Origin of the sequence: Streptomyces sp. DSM 41931, from assembly GCF_050271085.1 — a bacterium.
In the GTDB taxonomy this organism is placed as follows: Bacteria; Actinomycetota; Actinomycetes; order Streptomycetales; family Streptomycetaceae; genus Streptomyces; species Streptomyces albogriseolus.
The window spans coordinates 4,360,207-4,378,169 of sequence record NZ_CP189902.1 but is presented as its reverse complement, the minus strand read 5'-3'; the positions used below and the strand labels follow the sequence as shown (position 1 = coordinate 4,378,169).

Annotated in this window: 14 protein-coding genes; 3 read left to right on the top strand and 11 right to left on the bottom strand. The window is 73.9% G+C overall.

Annotation, left to right across the window (positions count from 1 at the left end):
- From ACP7TJ_RS20400 to ACP7TJ_RS20350, 11 genes are all read right to left on the bottom strand, one after another.
- Entirely contained in the window at positions 1–1,950 is a 1,950-nt protein-coding gene (locus tag ACP7TJ_RS20400; protein WP_427764419.1) for an ABC transporter permease, read from the bottom strand.
- Positions 1,950–3,254 carry a quaternary amine ABC transporter ATP-binding protein gene (locus tag ACP7TJ_RS20395; RefSeq protein ID WP_401627271.1) on the bottom strand — a complete coding sequence of 435 codons (1,305 nt, stop codon included), beginning with the start codon at positions 3,252–3,254 and terminating at the stop codon, positions 1,950–1,952. The genes ACP7TJ_RS20400 and ACP7TJ_RS20395 overlap by 1 nt, the downstream gene beginning before the upstream one ends.
- The gene (locus ACP7TJ_RS20390) at positions 3,251–4,777 is read right to left on the bottom strand and encodes a GMC family oxidoreductase (protein ID WP_427764416.1); all 1,527 of its coding nucleotides are present in this window, start codon (positions 4,775–4,777) and stop codon (positions 3,251–3,253) included. The genes ACP7TJ_RS20395 and ACP7TJ_RS20390 overlap by 4 nt, the downstream gene beginning before the upstream one ends.
- 114 nt (positions 4,778–4,891) lie before the next feature.
- Positions 4,892–6,412: an aldehyde dehydrogenase family protein gene (locus tag ACP7TJ_RS20385; RefSeq protein WP_167741027.1), complete on the bottom strand. Its 1,521-nt coding sequence runs from the start codon at positions 6,410–6,412 to the stop codon at positions 4,892–4,894.
- A gap of 432 nt (positions 6,413–6,844) precedes the next feature.
- Complete coding sequence (locus ACP7TJ_RS20380; protein WP_427764411.1) at positions 6,845–7,816, bottom strand: hypothetical protein; 972 nt, start codon at positions 7,814–7,816, stop codon at positions 6,845–6,847.
- Positions 7,817–7,826: 10 nt separating this feature from the next.
- Complete coding sequence (locus tag ACP7TJ_RS20375; RefSeq protein WP_093769338.1) at positions 7,827–8,180, bottom strand: hypothetical protein; 354 nt, start codon at positions 8,178–8,180, stop codon at positions 7,827–7,829.
- Positions 8,181–8,182: 2 nt separating this feature from the next.
- The gene (locus ACP7TJ_RS20370) at positions 8,183–9,904 is read right to left on the bottom strand and encodes a hypothetical protein (protein ID WP_427764408.1); all 1,722 of its coding nucleotides are present in this window, start codon (positions 9,902–9,904) and stop codon (positions 8,183–8,185) included.
- Between the two features lie 204 nt (positions 9,905–10,108).
- On the bottom strand, positions 10,109–11,098 hold the full coding sequence (locus tag ACP7TJ_RS20365) for a malate dehydrogenase (RefSeq protein ID WP_167741029.1): 990 nt from the start codon (positions 11,096–11,098) through the stop codon (positions 10,109–10,111).
- Between the two features lie 492 nt (positions 11,099–11,590).
- Positions 11,591–12,682 carry a helix-turn-helix domain-containing protein gene (locus ACP7TJ_RS20360; protein ID WP_367547262.1) on the bottom strand — a complete coding sequence of 364 codons (1,092 nt, stop codon included), beginning with the start codon at positions 12,680–12,682 and terminating at the stop codon, positions 11,591–11,593.
- Between the two features lie 531 nt (positions 12,683–13,213).
- Positions 13,214–13,720, bottom strand: a complete 507-nt coding sequence (locus ACP7TJ_RS20355) for a DUF3017 domain-containing protein (RefSeq protein WP_093769334.1) — start codon at positions 13,718–13,720, stop codon at positions 13,214–13,216.
- Positions 13,710–14,564, bottom strand: coding sequence for a bifunctional methylenetetrahydrofolate dehydrogenase/methenyltetrahydrofolate cyclohydrolase (locus ACP7TJ_RS20350; protein WP_093769333.1), 855 nt, complete (start codon positions 14,562–14,564; stop codon positions 13,710–13,712). Before ACP7TJ_RS20350 ends, ACP7TJ_RS20355 begins: the two co-directional genes overlap by 11 nt.
- A gap of 293 nt (positions 14,565–14,857) precedes the next feature.
- On the opposite strand from ACP7TJ_RS20350, the gene ACP7TJ_RS20345 reads away from it, so the two are divergent.
- The 3 genes from ACP7TJ_RS20345 to ACP7TJ_RS20335 all read left to right on the top strand — a co-directional run bounded on the left by ACP7TJ_RS20345 (position 14,858) and on the right by ACP7TJ_RS20335 (position 17,939).
- Positions 14,858–15,448 carry a proline-rich domain-containing protein gene (locus tag ACP7TJ_RS20345; protein WP_093769332.1) on the top strand — a complete coding sequence of 197 codons (591 nt, stop codon included), beginning with the start codon at positions 14,858–14,860 and terminating at the stop codon, positions 15,446–15,448.
- Positions 15,449–15,648: 200 nt separating this feature from the next.
- Complete coding sequence (locus tag ACP7TJ_RS20340) at positions 15,649–16,398, top strand: FHA domain-containing protein (RefSeq protein ID WP_427764402.1); 750 nt, start codon at positions 15,649–15,651, stop codon at positions 16,396–16,398.
- Positions 16,395–17,939 (top strand): protein kinase domain-containing protein, encoded by a 1,545-nt coding sequence (locus ACP7TJ_RS20335; RefSeq protein ID WP_401406945.1) that lies wholly within the window; start codon positions 16,395–16,397, stop codon positions 17,937–17,939. Before ACP7TJ_RS20340 ends, ACP7TJ_RS20335 begins: the two co-directional genes overlap by 4 nt.
- Positions 17,940–17,963: the final 24 nt, after the last annotated feature.

The window sequence follows — 17,963 nt, the reverse complement described above, 5'->3', positions numbered from 1 at the left end:
TCACGCTCCCTTCGTCGCGCGGCGTCCGGTGGGCTGGGTGACCCGGTCGAGCATCAGGCCCAGGCAGACGATCGCGGCGCCGGCCACCAGACCGGTCGCCAGGTCGCCCTGCGCAAGACCGAAGACGACGTCGTAGCCGAGGGCGCCGCCGCCGACCAGGCCGCCGATGATGACCACGGCCAGGACCAGGACCACACCCTGGTTGACGGCGAGCAGCAGGGCCGGGCGGGCCAGCGGCAGCTGCACCTGCCGCAGCTGCTGGGCGCCGCTCGCGCCGAGCGAGCGCGCCGACTCCAGGGCGGCCGGGTCGACCTGGCGCAGGCCCTGGGCGGTGATGCGGACGACGGCGGGCAGCGCGTAGACGACCGCGGCGGCGACCGCCGGGGCGCGGCCCACGCCGAACAGGGCGACCACCGGGATCAGGTACACGAACTGCGGCATCGTCTGGAACACGTCCAGCACCGGCCGCAGCAGCCGCTCGACGCGGTCGCTGCGCGCGGCGGCGATGCCCGCGGCGAAGCCGGTCACGAGGGTCACGGCGACGGCGGCGAGGACCTGCGACAGGGTGTCCAGCGACGGCCCCCACACGCCGAGCACGCCGATGGCGGCCATCGCGAGCACGGCGGTGAGCGCGGTGCGCCAGGTGCCGATCAGCCAGGCCAGGGCGGCGACGACGAGCAGCACGCTCCACCAGGGCAGCCACTGGAGTCCGTCGCGGAGCGGGTCGAGCACCCAGGTGGTGAAGCGGCCCGCCCAGTCGGCGGTGCCGCCGACCACGGGCACGCCCGAGTACAGGTGCGCGGTCATCCAGTCGACGGCCCGGTTGACCGGCTCGGCGATGCCGACGACCCAGCTCTCCGGCCACTCCAGCCGGCCCGCGAGACGTCCCACGGCCGCGACGACGACCGCGCCGAGCAGGGCGTACGCCCACAGCGCGCGGCTGTTCGGGGCGGGGGCGTCGCCGAGGCGGGCGCCGGCCGCGCCGGTGACCCGGTCCAGCACGACCGCCAGCAGCACGATCGGGATACCGGCGGCGAGCGCGGCACCCACGTCGACCGAGGCGAGCGCCTGGTAGACGCGGTCGCCGAGGCCGCCCGCGCCGATCACCGAGGCGATGACGGCCATGGACAGCGCCATCATGATCGTCTGGTTGAGGCCGAGCAGGAGTTCCTTGCGGGCCAGCGGGATGCGGGCGGTCAGCAGGCGCTGGCGTGCGGTCGTCCCGAGCGACTCGACGGCCTCCAGCACCTCCTTGTCCGCGCCGCGCAGCCCCAGCGCGGTGAGCCGGGCCATCGGCGGGGCTGCGTAGACGACCGTGGCCAGCACGGCCGCGGGGACGCCGATGCCGAAGACCAGCACGACCGGCAGCAGGTAGGCGAAGGCCGGCAGGACCTGCATGGTGTCGAGCACCGGGCGCAGCGCCCGGTGCATACGGTCGGACAGTCCGGCCGCGAGCCCGAGCAGCGCGCCCGCCACGACGGACGCGGCGACCGCGACCACCATGAGGGCGAGGGTCTGCATGGTGGGCACCCACATGCCCAGCAGTCCGCAGGCGAGGAACGCGGCGGCGGTCCCGAGCGCCTGCCGGATCCCCGCGACGCGCCAGGCGGTCAGCGAGGCCACCGCGGTGACTCCCGCCCAGCCGACGGCGAGGAGGGCGAGGTAGACGGCGCGTACGGCGATGACGACGGCGTTGCTGACGTGGCCGAGGAAGTAGAGGAACAGGGGGTGGGAGTCGCGGTTGTCGACGATCCAGTCGCTGGCGGTGCCGAGCGGTCCGGACAGGTCGACGGTCAGCGCCCCGGGCCAGGCCCCGCTCCCCCACCGCCCCGCCACGAACGGCACGACGAGAGCGGCGAGGAGCAGCAGCACGCCGAGCTTGCGGACGGCGGGCCTGCGGAACAGGCCGGGCGCCGCGGTGTCCCGCACGGTAGCGGTGAGCGCCGCCATCAGACGGACTCCTCACTCGCGGCGGGGCCGGCCGGGGCCTCACCGGCCTCGTCCGCGGATGCGGACGTGCCCGCCTTCGCGCTTCCGGCGACGGCGGAACCGTCGGCGGTGGTGGAGGCGCCCTCGCCTCCGCCGGAATCGGCCGGCCGCCCCGCCGCTCCGTCGACGGGACCGCCCGCGTCCGGCTCGGCAACGCTGCGGTCGGCGGCGTCCGAGGGCGCGGAGTGGCCGGCCACCACGTGGAGCAGGGTCTCCGCGTCGACGACGCCCACGCACTCGCCCTCGTCCAGGACGCGGGCGGGGGCGCCGGCGGCGGCGACCGTTTCTATGGCCTCCGAGACGGTGGTGCCGGGGGCGACCGTCGGGCCGGTGGCCGTCCGTTCCGCCGGCGAGGCGGGACGCATGGCCGTCCGCACGGTCAGGACCTGCTCGCGCGGGACGTCCTGGACGAACGCGCGCACGTAGTCGTCGGCGGGCGCGCCCACGATCTCCTCGGGGGTGCCGAGCTGGACCACCCGGCCGTCCCGCATCAGGGCGATGCGGTCACCCAGCCTCAGTGCCTCCTGGAGGTCGTGCGTGATGAAGACCATCGTGCGGCCCTCCTCACGGTGCAGCCGGGCCACCTCGTCCTGCATGTCGCGCCGGATCAGCGGGTCGAGCGCGCTGAACGGCTCGTCGAACAGCAGCACCTCGGGGTCGACGGCGAGCGCGCGGGCCAGCCCGACCCGCTGGCGCTGGCCGCCGGAGAGCTGGGCGGGCCGGCGCTGCTCCATGCCGGCGAGGCCGACCTTGGCGACGACCTCGGCGGCCTTCTCGCGCCGCGCGGCGCGGCCCATCCCCTGGATCTCCAGGCCGTAGGCGACATTGTCGAGGACGGTGCGGTGCGGCAGCAGGCCGAAGTGCTGGAAGACCATGGCGGCGCGATGGCGCCGCAGTTCCCGCAGCCGCGCCTTGTCCATGGCGCGGACGTCCTCGCCGTCGATGACGATGCGGCCCGCGGTCGGCTCGATCAGCCGGGTCAGACAGCGCACCAGCGTGGACTTGCCGGACCCGGACAGGCCCATGACGACGAAGACCTCGCCCTTGCGGACGTCGAAGGAGACGTCCCGCACGGCGGCCGTGCAGCCGGTGCGGGCGCGCAGCTCGGCCGCGTCGAGGGAGGCGAGTGCGGGGTCGGCGGGCACCCTGTCGGCGCGGGGCCCGAAGACCTTCCACAGTCCGTCGACGGAGAAGACGGGCGGGGCCTCCGCGCCGGACGCGGGGGCGGAGTCGGCGGCGGCGACGGCCGCGGTCGGCGCGCTCATCGGGCATCACCGCCGATGAGGTCGACGGCGCGCTCGCCGACCATCAGCACACCGATCATCGGGTTGACGGCGGTCATGGTCGGGAAGACGGAGGCGTCGGCGACGCGGATGCCCTGCAGGCCCCGGATCCGCAGCTCGGGGTCCACGACCGCGGTCTCGTCGTCGGCGGCGCCCATCTTGCAGGTGCCGGCCGGGTGGTAGACGGTGTGCGCGACCTTGCGGGCGTACTCGCTCAGCTCCTCGTCGCCGGTGATGTCGGGACCGGGTGCCACCTCACGCTTGAGCCAGTGCGCGAGGGGTTCGGTCTTCGCGATCTCGCGGGCGATGCGGATGCCGTCCACCAGCGTGCGGCCGTCGTAGTCGTCCTCGTCGGTGAAGTACCGGAAGTCCAGCGCCGGCTTGACCTCGGGGTCGGCGCTGGTGAGGTACAGCCGGCCGCGGCTCTTCGGCTTGGGGATGTTCGGCGTCATGGACACCCCGAACTCCGGCCGCCGGTAGCCCAGTCGCTCCGGATTGTCCGTGAACGGGATCTGGTAGAAGTGGAACATCAGGTCGGGACCGGCGTGGCCGGGGTCGCGGCGCACGAACAGACCGGCGTCGGAGTCCATCGCCGAGTTTTCCGGGATGGGGCCTTCGGTCTCCCACACGATCACCGACTCGGGGTGGTCGAGCAGGTTCTCGCCGACCCCGGGCAGATCGTGCGCCACGGGGATGCCGAGCGCCTCCAGGTCGGCGCGCGGCCCGATGCCGGAGTGCAGCAGCAGCCGCGGCGAGTCGACGGCGCCGGCGCACAACACCACCTCGTTGCGGGCGCGGATCAGCACCTCCTCGCCGTCCTTGGTGCGCACGTGGACGCCCTCGGCGCGGGTGCCGTTCAGCTCCAGCCGGTACGCCCAGGTCTCCAGCCAGAGCGTCAGGTTGGACCGCTCGTCCATCACCGGGTGCAGGTACGCCACCGACGCGGAGGACCGCTTGTTGTTCTCGGGGTGGTAGGCGAGGTCGAAGAAGCCGACGCCCTCGTGGAACGGCTTCTTGTTGAAGCCCTCGATGCGGGGCACCTCGAGCGCGGTCCGCGCGGCGTCGACGAAGTCGCGGGCGATGGCGTTCCGGTCCTTTTCGTCGACCGGGACGATGTTGTTCTTCAGCCGGGCGTAGTACGCCTCCATCTGCACGGCGCCCCAGCCCTTGGCGCCGGCCTGCTCCCACTCGTCCCAGTCGGACGGCAGCGGCTTGAACGCGATGAGCGTGTTGTGCGAGGAGCATCCGCCGAGGACGCGGGCGCGGCTGTGCCGGATGTGCGAATTGCCGCGTGGCTGCTCGGTGGTGGGGTAGTCGTAGTCGAGCTCGCCGCCGAGCAGGCCCATCCAGCGGCGCAGCGTCAGCACGTCGTCGCGGCCGACGTCGCTGGGGCCGCCCTCGATGACGGCGACGGTGACGTCCGGGTTCTCGGTGAGGCGGGAGGCGACGACGGAACCCGCGGTCCCGCCGCCTATGACGACGTAGTCGTAGACAGGTGTGTTCATGGAGGTACTCCAGGACATGAGGCGCCCCGAAGGGGCGCGGGGAACTGCGCGATCAGCCCCCGCGGCGCCGCACCCGCCCACGAGGCGACGCGGCACCGCCGGGACGCGGCGGCCTCAGCCGCGGAACCAACGCACCGGCGCCGGCGCCAGGTTCTGGTAGACGTGCTTGGTCTCGCGGTACTCCGCGAGCCCCGCCGGGCCGAGTTCGCGGCCGGTGCCGCTCTTGCCGAAGCCGCCCCACTCGGCCTGCGGGAGATAGGGGTGGAAGTCGTTGATCCACACGGTGCCGTGGCGCAGCCGTCCGGCCACCCGGCGGGCGCGGCCCGGGTCGGCCGTCCAGACTCCGCCGGCCAGGCCGTACTCGGTGTCGTTGGCGAGGGCGACGGCCTCGTCCTCGGTGCGGAAGGTCTCGACGGTGAGGACCGGCCCGAAGACCTCCTCGCGCACCACGCGCATCTCGCGGTGGCAGCGGTCGAGGACGGTCGGCTCGTAGAAGTAGCCGGACGCGGGGCGCTCGGGCGCCGGCTCGGGCCGCTTGCCGCCGCAGCGCAGCACCGCGCCCTCCTTGAGCGCGGACTCCACGTACGCCTCGACCTTCTCGCGCTGCTGCGCGGAGACGAGCGGGCCGCACTCGACGCCGTCCTCGGTGCCCCGGCCGAGCCGGATCTTCTCGGCGCGGCGGGCGAGTTCGGCGACGAAACGATCTCGCACGGACTCCTCGACGATGAGGCGCGCACCGGCCGAGCAGACCTGGCCGCTGTGGATGAAGGCCGCGTTGAGGGCCTGGTCGACGGCGGTGTCGAAACCCTCCTCGGTGGCGCAGGCGTCCGCGAACACCACGTTGGGGTTCTTGCCGCCGAGTTCGAGGGCGACCTTCTTCACGGTCGGCGCGGCCGCCCGGGCGACCTTGGTGCCGCTGACCAGGCCGCCGGTGAAGGAGACCAGGTCCACGTCGGGGTGCTCGGCCATCCGGGCGCCGACGGTGTGGCCGGGGCCGGTGACGAGGTTGGCGACGCCTGCGGGCAGTCCCGCCTCGGTGAGCAGGCCGATCAGGGCGACGGTCGTCAGCGGGGTGATCTCACTGGGCTTGACCACGAAGGTGTTGCCCGCGGCGAGCGCCGGGGCGATCTTCCAACTGGCCTGGAGCAGCGGGTAGTTCCAGGGGGTGATCAGGGCGCACACGCCGACCGGCTCGTGCACGACGACGCTGTGGACGTCGGGCGAGCCCGCGTCCACGACCCGGCCGGGCGCCTCGGCGGCGACCAGGTCGGCGAAGTAACGGAAGGCGTCGGCCACGCAGTCGATGTCGACGCGGCCCTCCTCGACGGTCTTGCCCGCGTCCCGGCTCTCCAGGAGGCCCAGCTCCTCGCGGTCCCGGACCAGGAGGCCGGCGACGCGGCGCAGCAGCGCGGCCCGCTCGGCGACGGGGGTGCGCGGCCAGGGCCCCTCGTCGAAGGCGCGGCGCGCCGCCGCCACCGCGAGGTCGGCGTCCTTCTCGTCGCCCTCCGCGACCAGGGCGAACGGCCGGGCGTCCGCCGGGTCGAGGATCTCCCGGGTGGCCCCGGAGACGGCGGCCCGCCACTCGCCTCCCGCGTGAATGGTGTCGCGCGCCCGCAGTTCTGTGCTGTCCGCCATGATCGGTTACTGCCTTCCGTTCTCTTCCGCGCCCGTGGGTCACATGCCTGCTACCCGCGAGACCGGGTGCGCCTGCCCTGCCGGGCGGAATGCATGCGGAATCGATGCACGGAGTGCGTTTCGTCACGACCGGTCCGCGTGGGCGCCCCCGACGGCGGTGCCCTCCGCGACGGGCGGACCCGGTCGCGGGACGCGGCGTGGACGCGGGTGGACCGGGCCCCGCCGGCGCGGCGGTGGGCCGGGGGGTGTCCCCGCGACCCGCTGCGCACGAGGCGCCTCCCCCAGAGGGGGACCCCGTGCGCACACCCGTGCCGCTCCCAGCCGCACGACTGCCCGCGCCGGGCGGGAGCCGGCTCCGCACGCCCCGCGCCACGGGGCCGGATGACCGGCACCACCGTGCTCCGGGCCAGGCCGCGACCGGCGCGCCTCAGGTCAGGACGGACCGGCGCACGTCGCGGACGGTGGGCAGAAGTGGTTCAGCGCCGTGAGGACGAGCTCCAGCTCGGGGTCGACGCCGTCCGTGGGCGCGCCGTACGCGGCGATGGCGTACACCTTGCCGTCGGCCGACGTACGGAACCGCAGGTCCTGCACGTGCCAGCTCCCCACGTCGGGTTCGCCGCGCAGCGAGTCCGCGCGGTACTCGAGGCGCAGCCCGGACACCCCGTCCGCCCCGAACGGCTCCAGGGCGACCTGCTCGAAACCGTCCGGCTTCGGTGTCCTGTCCGACAGGTACAGGTCGAAGGACTCCTCCGGCGAGCGCTCCTCGACCTCGTACACCTGGAGCCGCTGGAACCCGTCCGGACTGCGGTAGTTGACGACGTCGAAGCCGTGCTGCGAAGGCACCGTCTCCCGTTCCCACCCCGTGGGCCGGGCGATGGTGAAACCCTCGGCGTCGGCGTGCAGTTCGAAGCCCTCGGGCAGCCGCGACGGCTCGGGGCCGGGCGGCTCGGAGGACTCGGGGGACTCGGAGGGCTGCTCCGTGGGAACCGCCTCCGACTCCCCCGCCGGCGACGGCGAGTCCTGCGCGGTGCTCGTACGCGTACCGCCCGCCCGGTCGTCGGCACCACCGCCCCCACCCTCGTCCCCGACGACCAGGCTCAGCACCAGCGCCACCGCGACCCCCGCCGCCGCGGCTCCGCCCAGCACACCCCACACCAGCCGCCGCCGGCCGGCGTACGGCCGGGCCCCGGCAGCTGCGGACCCCGGCGGCTTCGGCGGCTCCGGGACGGACCAGCCCCCGCCCGCCGGCGCGTCGGGATCGGTCACGCCGCCCGGGTCCGCCGCGGGCACGGCCGGCTGGAAGGACGGCGGCGGAGGGGGCGGCGGGGTCGCCGAGGCGGTGGCGCCGGCGCCGTCCTCCCAGCGCTGGGCGTCCTCGTTCCAGTACCGCTGTCCCCCGGTCATGGCGTCCCTCTCACATTCCCAGCAGCCCGGCGACGGCCCCGGCCGACGCGAACAGGCTCAGGATGCCCTGGGCGTCCGTGAGCACCTCGCGCAGCCGCTGTATGCGGCCCTCGCCGGCCGTCCCGGTCCGGGTGATCTCCTCCTCGGTGTCGGCGAGGGTGGTGTCCAGCCGGGCGACCTGCTCGTTCTCCCGCAGCCGGGCGAGGTCGGCACGCAGCTCCCGCACGGCGGCCAGCAGCTGCTCGGCGGACTCGTCGCGCGCCGGGGCCGCGGTGTTGTGCGTCTCGGCGCGGGCGTGGGCGCCGAACGCGAAGGCGGAGTTGTCGGCACGGCCGATGCTGACGTTCGGTTCGTCGGATGCCATCGTCAGTCGGATCCCTTCTGCGGCCCGGGGCCGCCGGTCGTGGTCTCGGCGCGCGCGTGGTCACCGAAGGCGAACGACGAGTTGTCGGCGCGCCCGATGTGCACCGCGCCGCTGCTGATGTTGACGATCTTCTGCACGAACTCGCCGGTCTCGTAGCCCGCTTCGCCCAGCGCCAGCCGCACCCCGCGGCTGATGCGGTCCTGCACGCTGCGCAGGTACCGGGCGACGTCCATGTCCTGGAACGTGGACCCGGCGGGCGCCGCCGCCAGCTCCCGCACCGACAGGGCGGGCCCGTCGGGCAGCGCGTGCGCGTGGCCGCCGGTCAGCAGCCGCCACAGGTAGGCCGCGCCCCGGCCGAGGGTGATGAGCGAGTCGCCGGCGGAGCGGGGCACCAGGACGGCGGAACCGGCGATGCGGCCCGTGAGGTCGTGCAGGAACTGGTGCGCGGTGCGGTCGGCGTCCTTGAAGTCCGCGCGGACCGGCAGCAGCACGTGCGGTGCGATCTCCAGCATCAGCATCCGGCCCTGGGTGTGGACGCGGACGAAGACGGTGACGACCAGCTCCTCCTCCCAGCCGCCGACCCGGACGCGCAGGAAGTGGCGCCGCTTCTCGCCGCCCTCCTCCACGGCCCGCGCCCGGTGCTGCTCGAAGTCGGCCGGCCCGTACGGCGCCTCCTCGCGGCGCAGCAGCCCTTCGGCGGGCAGGAACACGCACTCGTCGATCTCCAGCCGCCGCAGCCGGTCCCGTACGCCGGGGCCCGCGTGCTCGGCGGGCACGCGCAGCTGCTCGACGAGGGGCCGGACCCGGTCGAGGATGGCCCGGTTGCCGATCGGCTGCTGGTCCGCGTCCTCGTCGGGCCGCAGTTCGACGGCGAGCACCCAGGTGTCGTACGCCGTGCCGGCCCCGCAGAACGGGCGCGCCTCGTGGTACATGACGAGCGGGGTGTGCTGCTCCAGCCGGATGCGCTGCGACAGCCGCCGGAACCGGGGTCCGTCGTGCTGCTCGGCGGGATCGCCGGCCGCGTCCGGGAACCGGTCCGGGGACAGTTCGGCGGCGAGGACCCGGGCGAACTGGGTGCGGCGCCCGGCGACGCACAGGCCGATGACCACGAGCACGCCGATCCCGAACCACGCCTGCCAGGGCCTGGCGCCCCCGGTGAGCTCGTCGGTGACCGCCCCCAGCACGTCATCGTCGCCGGAGGATCCGTAGGGCGAGGAGTCGTAGGAGGGCTCCTCGCGGCCTTCGCCCAACGCCACGGAGAACACGGTGAAGAACGCGAACGCGGTGAAGACGCGTCCGCCCCAGCGGGCCAGGAACGCGCTGAGCGAGCGGTACCACGGAGGCCGGGCGTCACGGCCGCGCAGCAGGGGCGCGACGGCGAGCAGCAGGCTGGGCCAGACGAAGTAGAGGAGCAGGTTGCCGCTGATCAGGGTGCCGACGATCCACAGGCCGACGACGGCGGCCGCCCACAGCGTCTCCAGGCGCCGGGCGCGCAGCGCGTGGGCGAGGACGCGGGCGGCGTCGAAGCCGAGCGAGGGCGCGACGACCCGCTGTTCGTGGAGGTAGAGCTCCTCGATGACACGGTCGCGGTAACCGGGGTCCAGGTAGGTCCCCGCGCACAGCAGCCGGGTCGCCTCGCTGGCGTACGGGGGCACGGGCGGCGGGCCGTCCGGCTGCCCGCCCGGGTGGTGTGGCTGCTGGTGCGGCACGAAGGCAGTGCTCACGCGGATCCCCCGATACGCGAATCGATGTCACCGCCACGCGGAGTGACGGGGCATCAGCATAGGGGAACGCCGGGCGGGGGCGTACCGGTTTGACGGCGGTGACCTGTGGGACGGCGACGGTGCGGACCCCCGCGCCGCACGCGCGCGGGGCCCCGTACCGGACGAACCGGTACGGGGCCCCGCGAAGGCCGTGCGGGCCCGGGCTCAGATGAGGCCGAGCGAGCGGACCGCCTCGCGCTCCTCCTCGAGCTCCTTGACGGAGGCGTCGATGCGGGTGCGGGAGAACTCGTTGATCTCCAGGCCCTGGACGATCTCGTACTTTCCGTCCTTGACGGTGACCGGGAAGGAGGAGATCAGGCCCTCGGGGACGCCGTAGGAGCCGTCGGACGGGATGCCCATGGAGACCCAGTCGCCCTCCGGGGTGCCGTTGACCCAGGAGTAGACGTGGTCGATGGCGGCGTTGGCGGCGGAGGCGGCCGACGAGGCGCCGCGGGCCTCGATGATGGCGGCGCCGCGCTTGGCGACGGTCGGGATGAAGTCCTCGGCCAGCCACTTCTCGTCGTTGACGACCTCGGCGGCGTTCTTGCCGGCGATCGTGGCGTGGAAGATGTCCGGGTACTGGGTGGCGGAGTGGTTGCCCCAGATGGTCAGGCGCTTGATGTCGGAGACCGTCGAGCCCGTCTTCTTCGCGAGCTGGGTCAGCGCGCGGTTGTGGTCCAGGCGGGTCATGGCGGTGAAGCGCTCGGCCGGGACGTCCGGGGCGGCGGCCTGGGCGATCAGGGCGTTGGTGTTGGCCGGGTTGCCGACGACCAGGACGCGGATGTCGTCCGCGGCGTGGGCGTTGATGGCCTGGCCCTGCGGCTTGAAGATGCCGCCGTTGGCCTCGAGGAGGTCACCGCGCTCCATGCCCTTGGTCCGCGGCCGGGCGCCGACGAGGAGGGCGACGTTGGCGCCGTCGAAGGCCACGTTCGGGTCGTCCGTGATGTCGATGCCCTGCAGCAGCGGGAACGCGCAGTCGTCCAGCTCCATGGCGGTGCCCTCGGCGGCCTTGAGCGCCGGGGTGATTTCCAGCAGGCGCAGCTTGACCGGCACGTCCGCGCCGAGCAACTGGCCGGAGGCGATGCGGAAGAGCAGGGCGTAACCGATCTGGCCGGCCGCGCCGGTGACGGTGACGTTCACGGGAGTGCGGGTCATGGCGTTCTCCGTATGACAGCTGGCGGTGGGGCGGTCCCTGCCCCCTGGTGCGGGATCCCCGCTCCGGCTCGTGACCGGTGTCCGCCGCGATGATCGATCACCGGTTCGACTGATCGATCTCTTGGCGTCAAGAGAGATCCAGCGGTCAGGCTATCGCGCATCGGTCAGCGTGCACGGCCGGGCTCCCTGTGGCCCGCCCCACAGAGTGACCGCACGCACACCCGGGTAACCGGGCGGGGCGGAGGGGTGAGGAGAGGGGGCGGCCGCTCCGTCCGGGAGAGGTGGGGGCGGGGCGGCCGCCGTCGGGGACCGACCGTGCCGGCATCCCGTGGGGGTACTTCTCGCGTGCCCGCCCCACGCGGCCGCATTCACGTCCCCACGGTTCCCTCACATGTCACGACCCGTACGGCCTACGCGGACGGGGGAACCGGCCGGCCGGCCCCTGCAGCCCGGCGGTCCGGGGTCCGGCCGCGCCGGGGAGCGGCCGGACCGTCATTCCGTGCAGCCCTTCTCGCCCGTCGCGGCCAGCACCGCGCAGGCCTTCGCCTCGGTCGCGGCGGCGACCGGCACCATCATCGTGTAGGCGACCGTGTCGCCCGGCGCGTCGACGGAGTCGGTCTGCTGGGACGTGCCCGAGGTGATCTCCACCGTGTCCCCCTGCGCGGCCTGGGTGATGCGCCCCCACGCGGCGGCGCAGACCTTGCTGTAGCGGATCTCGACGGTGGTGGCGCCGACGACCGCGGAGCCGGCCGTGGTGACCAGGTCGCCGCTGCACCCCATGACCTCGGCGTCCTTGCCCTCGCAGCTCTTCCCGCTGCACTTCACGCCGGGAGGCAGCCGCGCCTCCTTGGTGACGGTGGGCGACGGGGAGGGCTTCGCCTCCTTGGCGTCGCCCTGGGTCTCGGTGACGTACAGCCCGGCGGCGACCACCACCAGCGCGCCGAGCGCGCCGACGAGGAACATCGCCGTGCGCCGCTTGCCCGCGGGGCGGCCGGAACCGCCGCCGGACGGCTCCGCGGGCGGCGGGCCGTACCCGCCCGCCGCGGGCGCACCGGGACCGTACGCCCCCGGGTAACCGGCGTCCGGGCCCGCGACCCCCCAGGAGTTGCCGCTGCCCGACGCGTCGCGCACGTCGGTGGCGGTCGGCTGGGGCGGCACGCTCGGCGACACCCCGGCCGGACCGGCGACCCCCGTACGGGCCCCGCCGCCGCGGGAGCGTCCGCCCCCGCCCGACGGCGGCCCGGCCAGCTCGCTCAGCGCGGCGCGCGCCTGCGAGATCCGGATCGCCTCCATGGTCATGTCGTGCCGCATCTCCGAGCGGCTCCAGGCGCGCTCGGCGAGCTCCCACATGGTGGTCAGATGCATCGGGTTGGTCCCGGTGACCTCGGCCAGCGCCACGATCGCGCCCTTCGGCGCGAGCAGCCGGCCGTTCAGATAGCGCTCCCAGGACGTCTTGCTGTAGCCCGTGCGGTCGGCGACCGACGCGACGCTCAGACCGCTGCGGTCCACCAGCCGCCTGAGCTGACTGGTGAACTCTCTGATCTGCGGATCGAGTTCATCCGGCAAGGCCTTCCAACGAGGCATTGCTCTCCCCCTCTTCCCCCCGGTTCGTGCTGGTGTTTCCCTCGCGCATGGTGCCCGCTGCCACGTCCCGTCTGGCTACCCACAGGGATGCCACCGGGACGGGTCTCAGTTCCCGGGGTGGGGGCGCACGGGAGCAACAGGGCGCGTGCGGCGTTGCACGCCCAGTCGCTTGCGCTCCAGTGTCCCACCGGTCGGCCCCCCGGCCGAACGGAACCCCGGAACCGACGGACCGGGTGAACCGGACCGGTACGACCGTCCGACCGTCTTCCTGTCCTACCACCCCGGCGCCCTCGTGCGGAGGTGTCCGCGGCCACATCACCCCTGGGCGGGCGTCCGTGCCGCGAACAGGCGCCGGAGTCATCGCAAGGGTGTACGGGGATTCCGGGGCGCGTACCGGAACGGTCACTTCCGTGCCACAGCGGCCCGGCGGCCGTTGATCGGGCCGTCCGCCGTGCAGGAATGTGGTGCGCGGCGGCGGCCCGTCCGCCCACGGGGGTGTGGACGGGCCGCCGTTCCCGGCGCGCGGGAGGCTCAGCCGTCGACCGTGAAGTGCAGCATGTCCTGCAGCCACGGGAACCGCAGCAGCGGATCCGGCTGCATCATCAGCGCCAGCAGCACGATCGCCAGCCCCATGCCGCCGTACGTGACGATGTCGGTGAAGCGGGAGCGCACGGCGAGCATGCCGACGTCCGGCACCACCCAGCGCAGGACCGCCCCGGCCAGCAGCGCCGCGCCGATGAGCAGCAACCCGACCCGGAACACGTCCAGCGCGGTCAGCAGCAGACCCAGGCCCACGGTGAGCAGCACGGCCAGGATGGGCCACTGCCGGGCGGGCGCGGGGGCGTCGCCGGGGGCCGCGCGGCCGCCGCCCTCGGGACGCGCGGTGTCCCGGGTGAACAGCGGAAATCTGCGGGTGGCCCGGCGCGGGACGCCCTCGGCGTCGGGCGCGCTGACCGCGTCGCGGACGGTGACGTCCTCCCCGGACTCCGCCGCCGCGGGGGCCTCGGGGGCGTCCGGCGCCTTCCGCTCAGCCGACACTGCGCTCCGCCGCCTCGACCACGTTGACGAGCAGCTGCGCCCGGGTCATCGGGCCGACGCCGCCGGGGTTGGGCGCGACCCAGCCGGCCACCTCGGCCACGCCCGGGTGGACATCGCCGACGATCTTGCCCTCGGCGCTGCGAGAGACGCCGACGTCCAGGACGGCCGCCCCCGGCTTGACGTCCTCGGGACGGATCAGGTGGGCGCTGCCGGCCGCGGCGATGACGATGTCCGCGCGCTTCAGGTGCGCGGACAGGTCGCGGGTGCCGGTGTGGCACTGGGTCACGGTGGCGTTCTCGCTGCGCCGGGTCAGCAGCAGCGGCATCGGACGGCCGATGGTGACGCCGCGCCCGACGACCACCACCTCGGCGCCCTTGATCTCCACGCCGTGGCGGCGCAGCAGGGTGATGATGCCGTTCGGCGTGCAGGGCAGCGGGGCGGGCTCGTTGAGGACGAGACGGCCGAGGTTCATCGGGTGGAGGCCGTCGGCGTCCTTCTCCGGGTCCATCAGCTCGAGGATGCGGTTCTCGTCGATGCCCTTGGGCAGCGGCAGCTGGACGATGTAGCCGGTGCAGTCCGGGTCCTCGTTCAGCTCGCGGACGACCGCCTCGATCTCCTCCTGCGTGGCGGTGCCGGGCAGTTCGCGCTGGATGGAGGCGATGCCCACCTGGGCGCAGTCGCGGTGCTTGCCCGCGACGTACTTCTGGCTGCCGGGGTCGTCCCCCACGAGGATCGTGCCGAGGCCGGGCGTGACGCCCTTCTCCTTCAGCGCCGCCACACGGGCGGTCAGATCGGACTTGATCTCGGCTGCGGTGGCCTTGCCATCGAGAATCTGGGCGGTCATGGCCCCCATCCTCGCGGATGACCGGGTCCCTGTACCAATCAGCCCGCATTCCGGTCGGCCGTCCCGCCCGTACCGGGCATTCGATCACCATCGGTTGCAATACGAGCAAGATCGCGATGTTGCACTTGCACAACACATATGTCGTACCGCTGGACAAGGAAAGGAACGGTCAAGAACGATGAACGCGCAGTGCCGCGGGCAGAACCGGGGGGACGGACCGCATCTGTAGTACTTCCTCCGCGCCGTGCCTCGCGTCGTCCCCGCACCAGAAGCGCAACGGAGGAAGAACCGCCATGAGTTTCGGCGACCCGAACAACCCCTACGGGGCTCCCCAGGGCCAGCCGCCCGGTTACGGCTATCCCCAGCAGCCCGGCCAGCCCGGCTACGGGTACCCCTCCGCCCCGCCGGTCCAGCCCTACGGGCACCCGGGCGGGCCGGTGGCCATGCCTGGCACCGTCAAGGCCGCGCGCGTGATGCTCTACGTGCTCGGCGGTCTTCAGGCACTCGCCGGCCTTCTCATGGTGGTCGCGAGCGGCTGGTTCGCCGACCAGATGGAGGACCTCATATCCGACGACCCGTCCTTCACCGCGGAGGACGCGGACACCGTCGCGAGCGTCGGCGCGGGCATCATGATCGTGCTGGGGGTGCTCGTGCTGGCGTTCGCCACATGGGCGATCCTCACGGCTGCCAAGTTCGGCACGGGGCGTGGCGGCGCACGCGTCTCCGCGATCATCTATGCCTCGGTCGTCACGCTGTTCAGCGTGATCAACCTGCTCGGCGCCAACGTGTTCGCGCTGATCAGCCTGGTGATGGGCATCCTGATCATTGTGTTCTGCGCCAACAAGAACGGCAGCTACTGGTTCAACCGGCCGCCCCAGTACTGAGCCGTCCCGGCCCGCTCACCGCGACGACCGCCACGGGGCCGTGTTCCCTCCACGGTGAGGGGGACACGGCCCCGTCGTACGACCCGCCCCTTTCGCGCCGAACCCGCCGCACACCCGTGTCGCACCCGATCGGGGGAGGTCCGGCGGCGGGGCGTCCCCCTACCCTGGCCGAGTAGCTGTCAGGCATGGGGGGATGCACCGTGTACAGCCTCATCGTCGTACCTCCGGCGACCGTGCCGGAGGACTCCGGCCGCCGTGACCGGCTCCGTCTGGCGCCCGGCGAGCGCCTCTCCTTCGGCCGCGCGCCGCAGGGGAACGGCCTGCGCATCGCGCACGACGGCGTGTCCCGCAGAGCGGGTGAGATCACCGCGCAGGGCTCCTTCTGGCTGCTGAGCAACCTCAGCCGGGAGCAGACGTACGTCGTGGAGAACCCGGAGGGCGCGGGCGAGCACATCAAGGTCGGGCCGGGCCGCCTGGACGCGCCGGTGCCGTTCGAGTTCTCCCGGATCGTGCTGCCGGCCTGCGGCGACCTGCTGCCGCTGGAGGTGTGGGCGCCCTGCCACGAACACGTCCGCCACGACGCGGGCGACGACCGGACCGCCACCACGCCCGCCTTCTCCCTGGACCGCTCCAAGCGCTACTTCGCCGTTCTGGCCGCGCTGTGCGAGCCCCGGCTGCGCGGGGCGCCGCACGCGCCGCTGCCCACGGTGGAGCAGGTGGTGGAGCGGCTGCGCCCGCAGTGGCCGGCCGCGTCCCGCGCCGCGGTGCAGTGGAACATCGACTACCTGGCCGTGAAGCTGCGCCTCAAACCCGGCCCGGAGACCGCGGACCCGGGTCCGCGGCTGAACGGCAAGAAGGAGTCGCTGGTCTCCCTGGCGCTCCGTTTCGACCTGGTCCGCGAGGACGACCTGACGGTCCTGGCGGCCCCGCTCCGCCAGCGGGTCCGGTGACGGAGACGTACGCCGTGCCGGTGCCCAAGGGGTACCGGGTGGGCGCGTGGGAGGTACGCGAGCCGATCGCCACGGGCGCGTTCGGCAGCGTGTACGCCGGCCGCCGCACCGGGGGCGGCGCGGACGGGCCGCGTGACGTCGCGCTGAAGTTCCTGGCCACCGGCACCCGCACCCCGCGTCAGCTGCACCACCTGCGCGAACTGGCCGAGCGTGAGGTGGACGTGCTGCGCCGGCTGAGACAGCCGCGCCTCATCCGGATGTTCGAGACGCTGACCGTCGACGACCCCGGCCACCCGGAGCTGGACGGCGCCACCGTGCTGGTGCTGGAGAGGGCGGAGGGTTCGCTGTCCGCGCTGCTGGACGCCTCGCCCCGGCCCGGCGCCGGTCCCGGCCTGCTCGCCCAGATCTGCGAGGGGCTGGCCCAGCTGCACCGGGCGGGCTGGGTGCACGGCGACCTGAAACCGGCCAACGTGCTGCTGATGGCGGACGGTTCGGTCCGCCTCGCCGACTTCAACACGGCCGCCGAGCTGGAGGGCACGCACGCCTACACGTCCGCCTTCTCCACGCCCGACTACACCCCGCCCGAGCTGCTGTGGTCCGAGATCGGCGAGCGGGGCCGCCGGATCCGCGCGTCCGCCGACGTGTGGGCGTTCGGCGTGCTCGCCCATCTCGTGCTCACCGGCGCGTTCCCGCTGCCCGGCGCCACCCCGGCGGCCCGCCGCACGGCCGCCGCCGCGTACGTCTCCGGCACCGACGAGCTGCGGCTCTCCCCCGACCTCCCGGACGCCTGGCGGGACGTGGTCCGCGCCTGCCTGTCCCGTACGCACGCGGACCGGATCGGCGGGGAGGAACTGCTGCGGCGGGTGCGGGAGGCGGCCGGCGCGGGACGCCCGTTCCGGCTGCCCCGGCTGCTGCCCGCGCGGCGCCGCTCCCGGCGGGCGGTCGCCGTCTCGGCGGCCGTCGCCACCGCCGCGGTGGCCGTCCTCGGCTACGGCGTCGACCGGTGGGCCCTGTCCGACGGCCAACCGAGCGCGAACACCGGCGCCGCCGCCACGTACGGCGCCGACGTGCTGCGCACCGACCGGGGCGTGCCGGCCGCCTACCGGCTGCTGATCGTGGAGACCGCGCGCGACTGCCGCAGCGAGGACGTCACCGCCCCGTTGATCGCGGCCATGCTGAAGGTGGAGAGCGACTTCGACCCCGACCTGTCCGACCCGGCCCGCGACGAGTACGGCATCGCGCGGTGGACGCCGAAGGTGCTGCGGTGGTGGATGAACGAGGACGGCACACCGGGCGAGACCGTGCCCGAACCGCCGTTCCCGCCCGCCGAGTCGGTGCCCGCGATGGGCCGCTACCTGTGCTGGATCGCGCCCCGGCTGGACGACGGACTGCGGGAGGACCGTCGGGTGCTGATCGCCGCCGCCTACCGCACGTCGTGGCGCAGGGTGAACGAGACGGGGGGCGTCCCCGCGACGTACCGCTCCTACGCCGACCGTGTCGCCCATTACCTGAAGGAGTACACCCCGCCCGGCCGGAGGTGACCCTCGCAGGTGCGAGGTACCGGG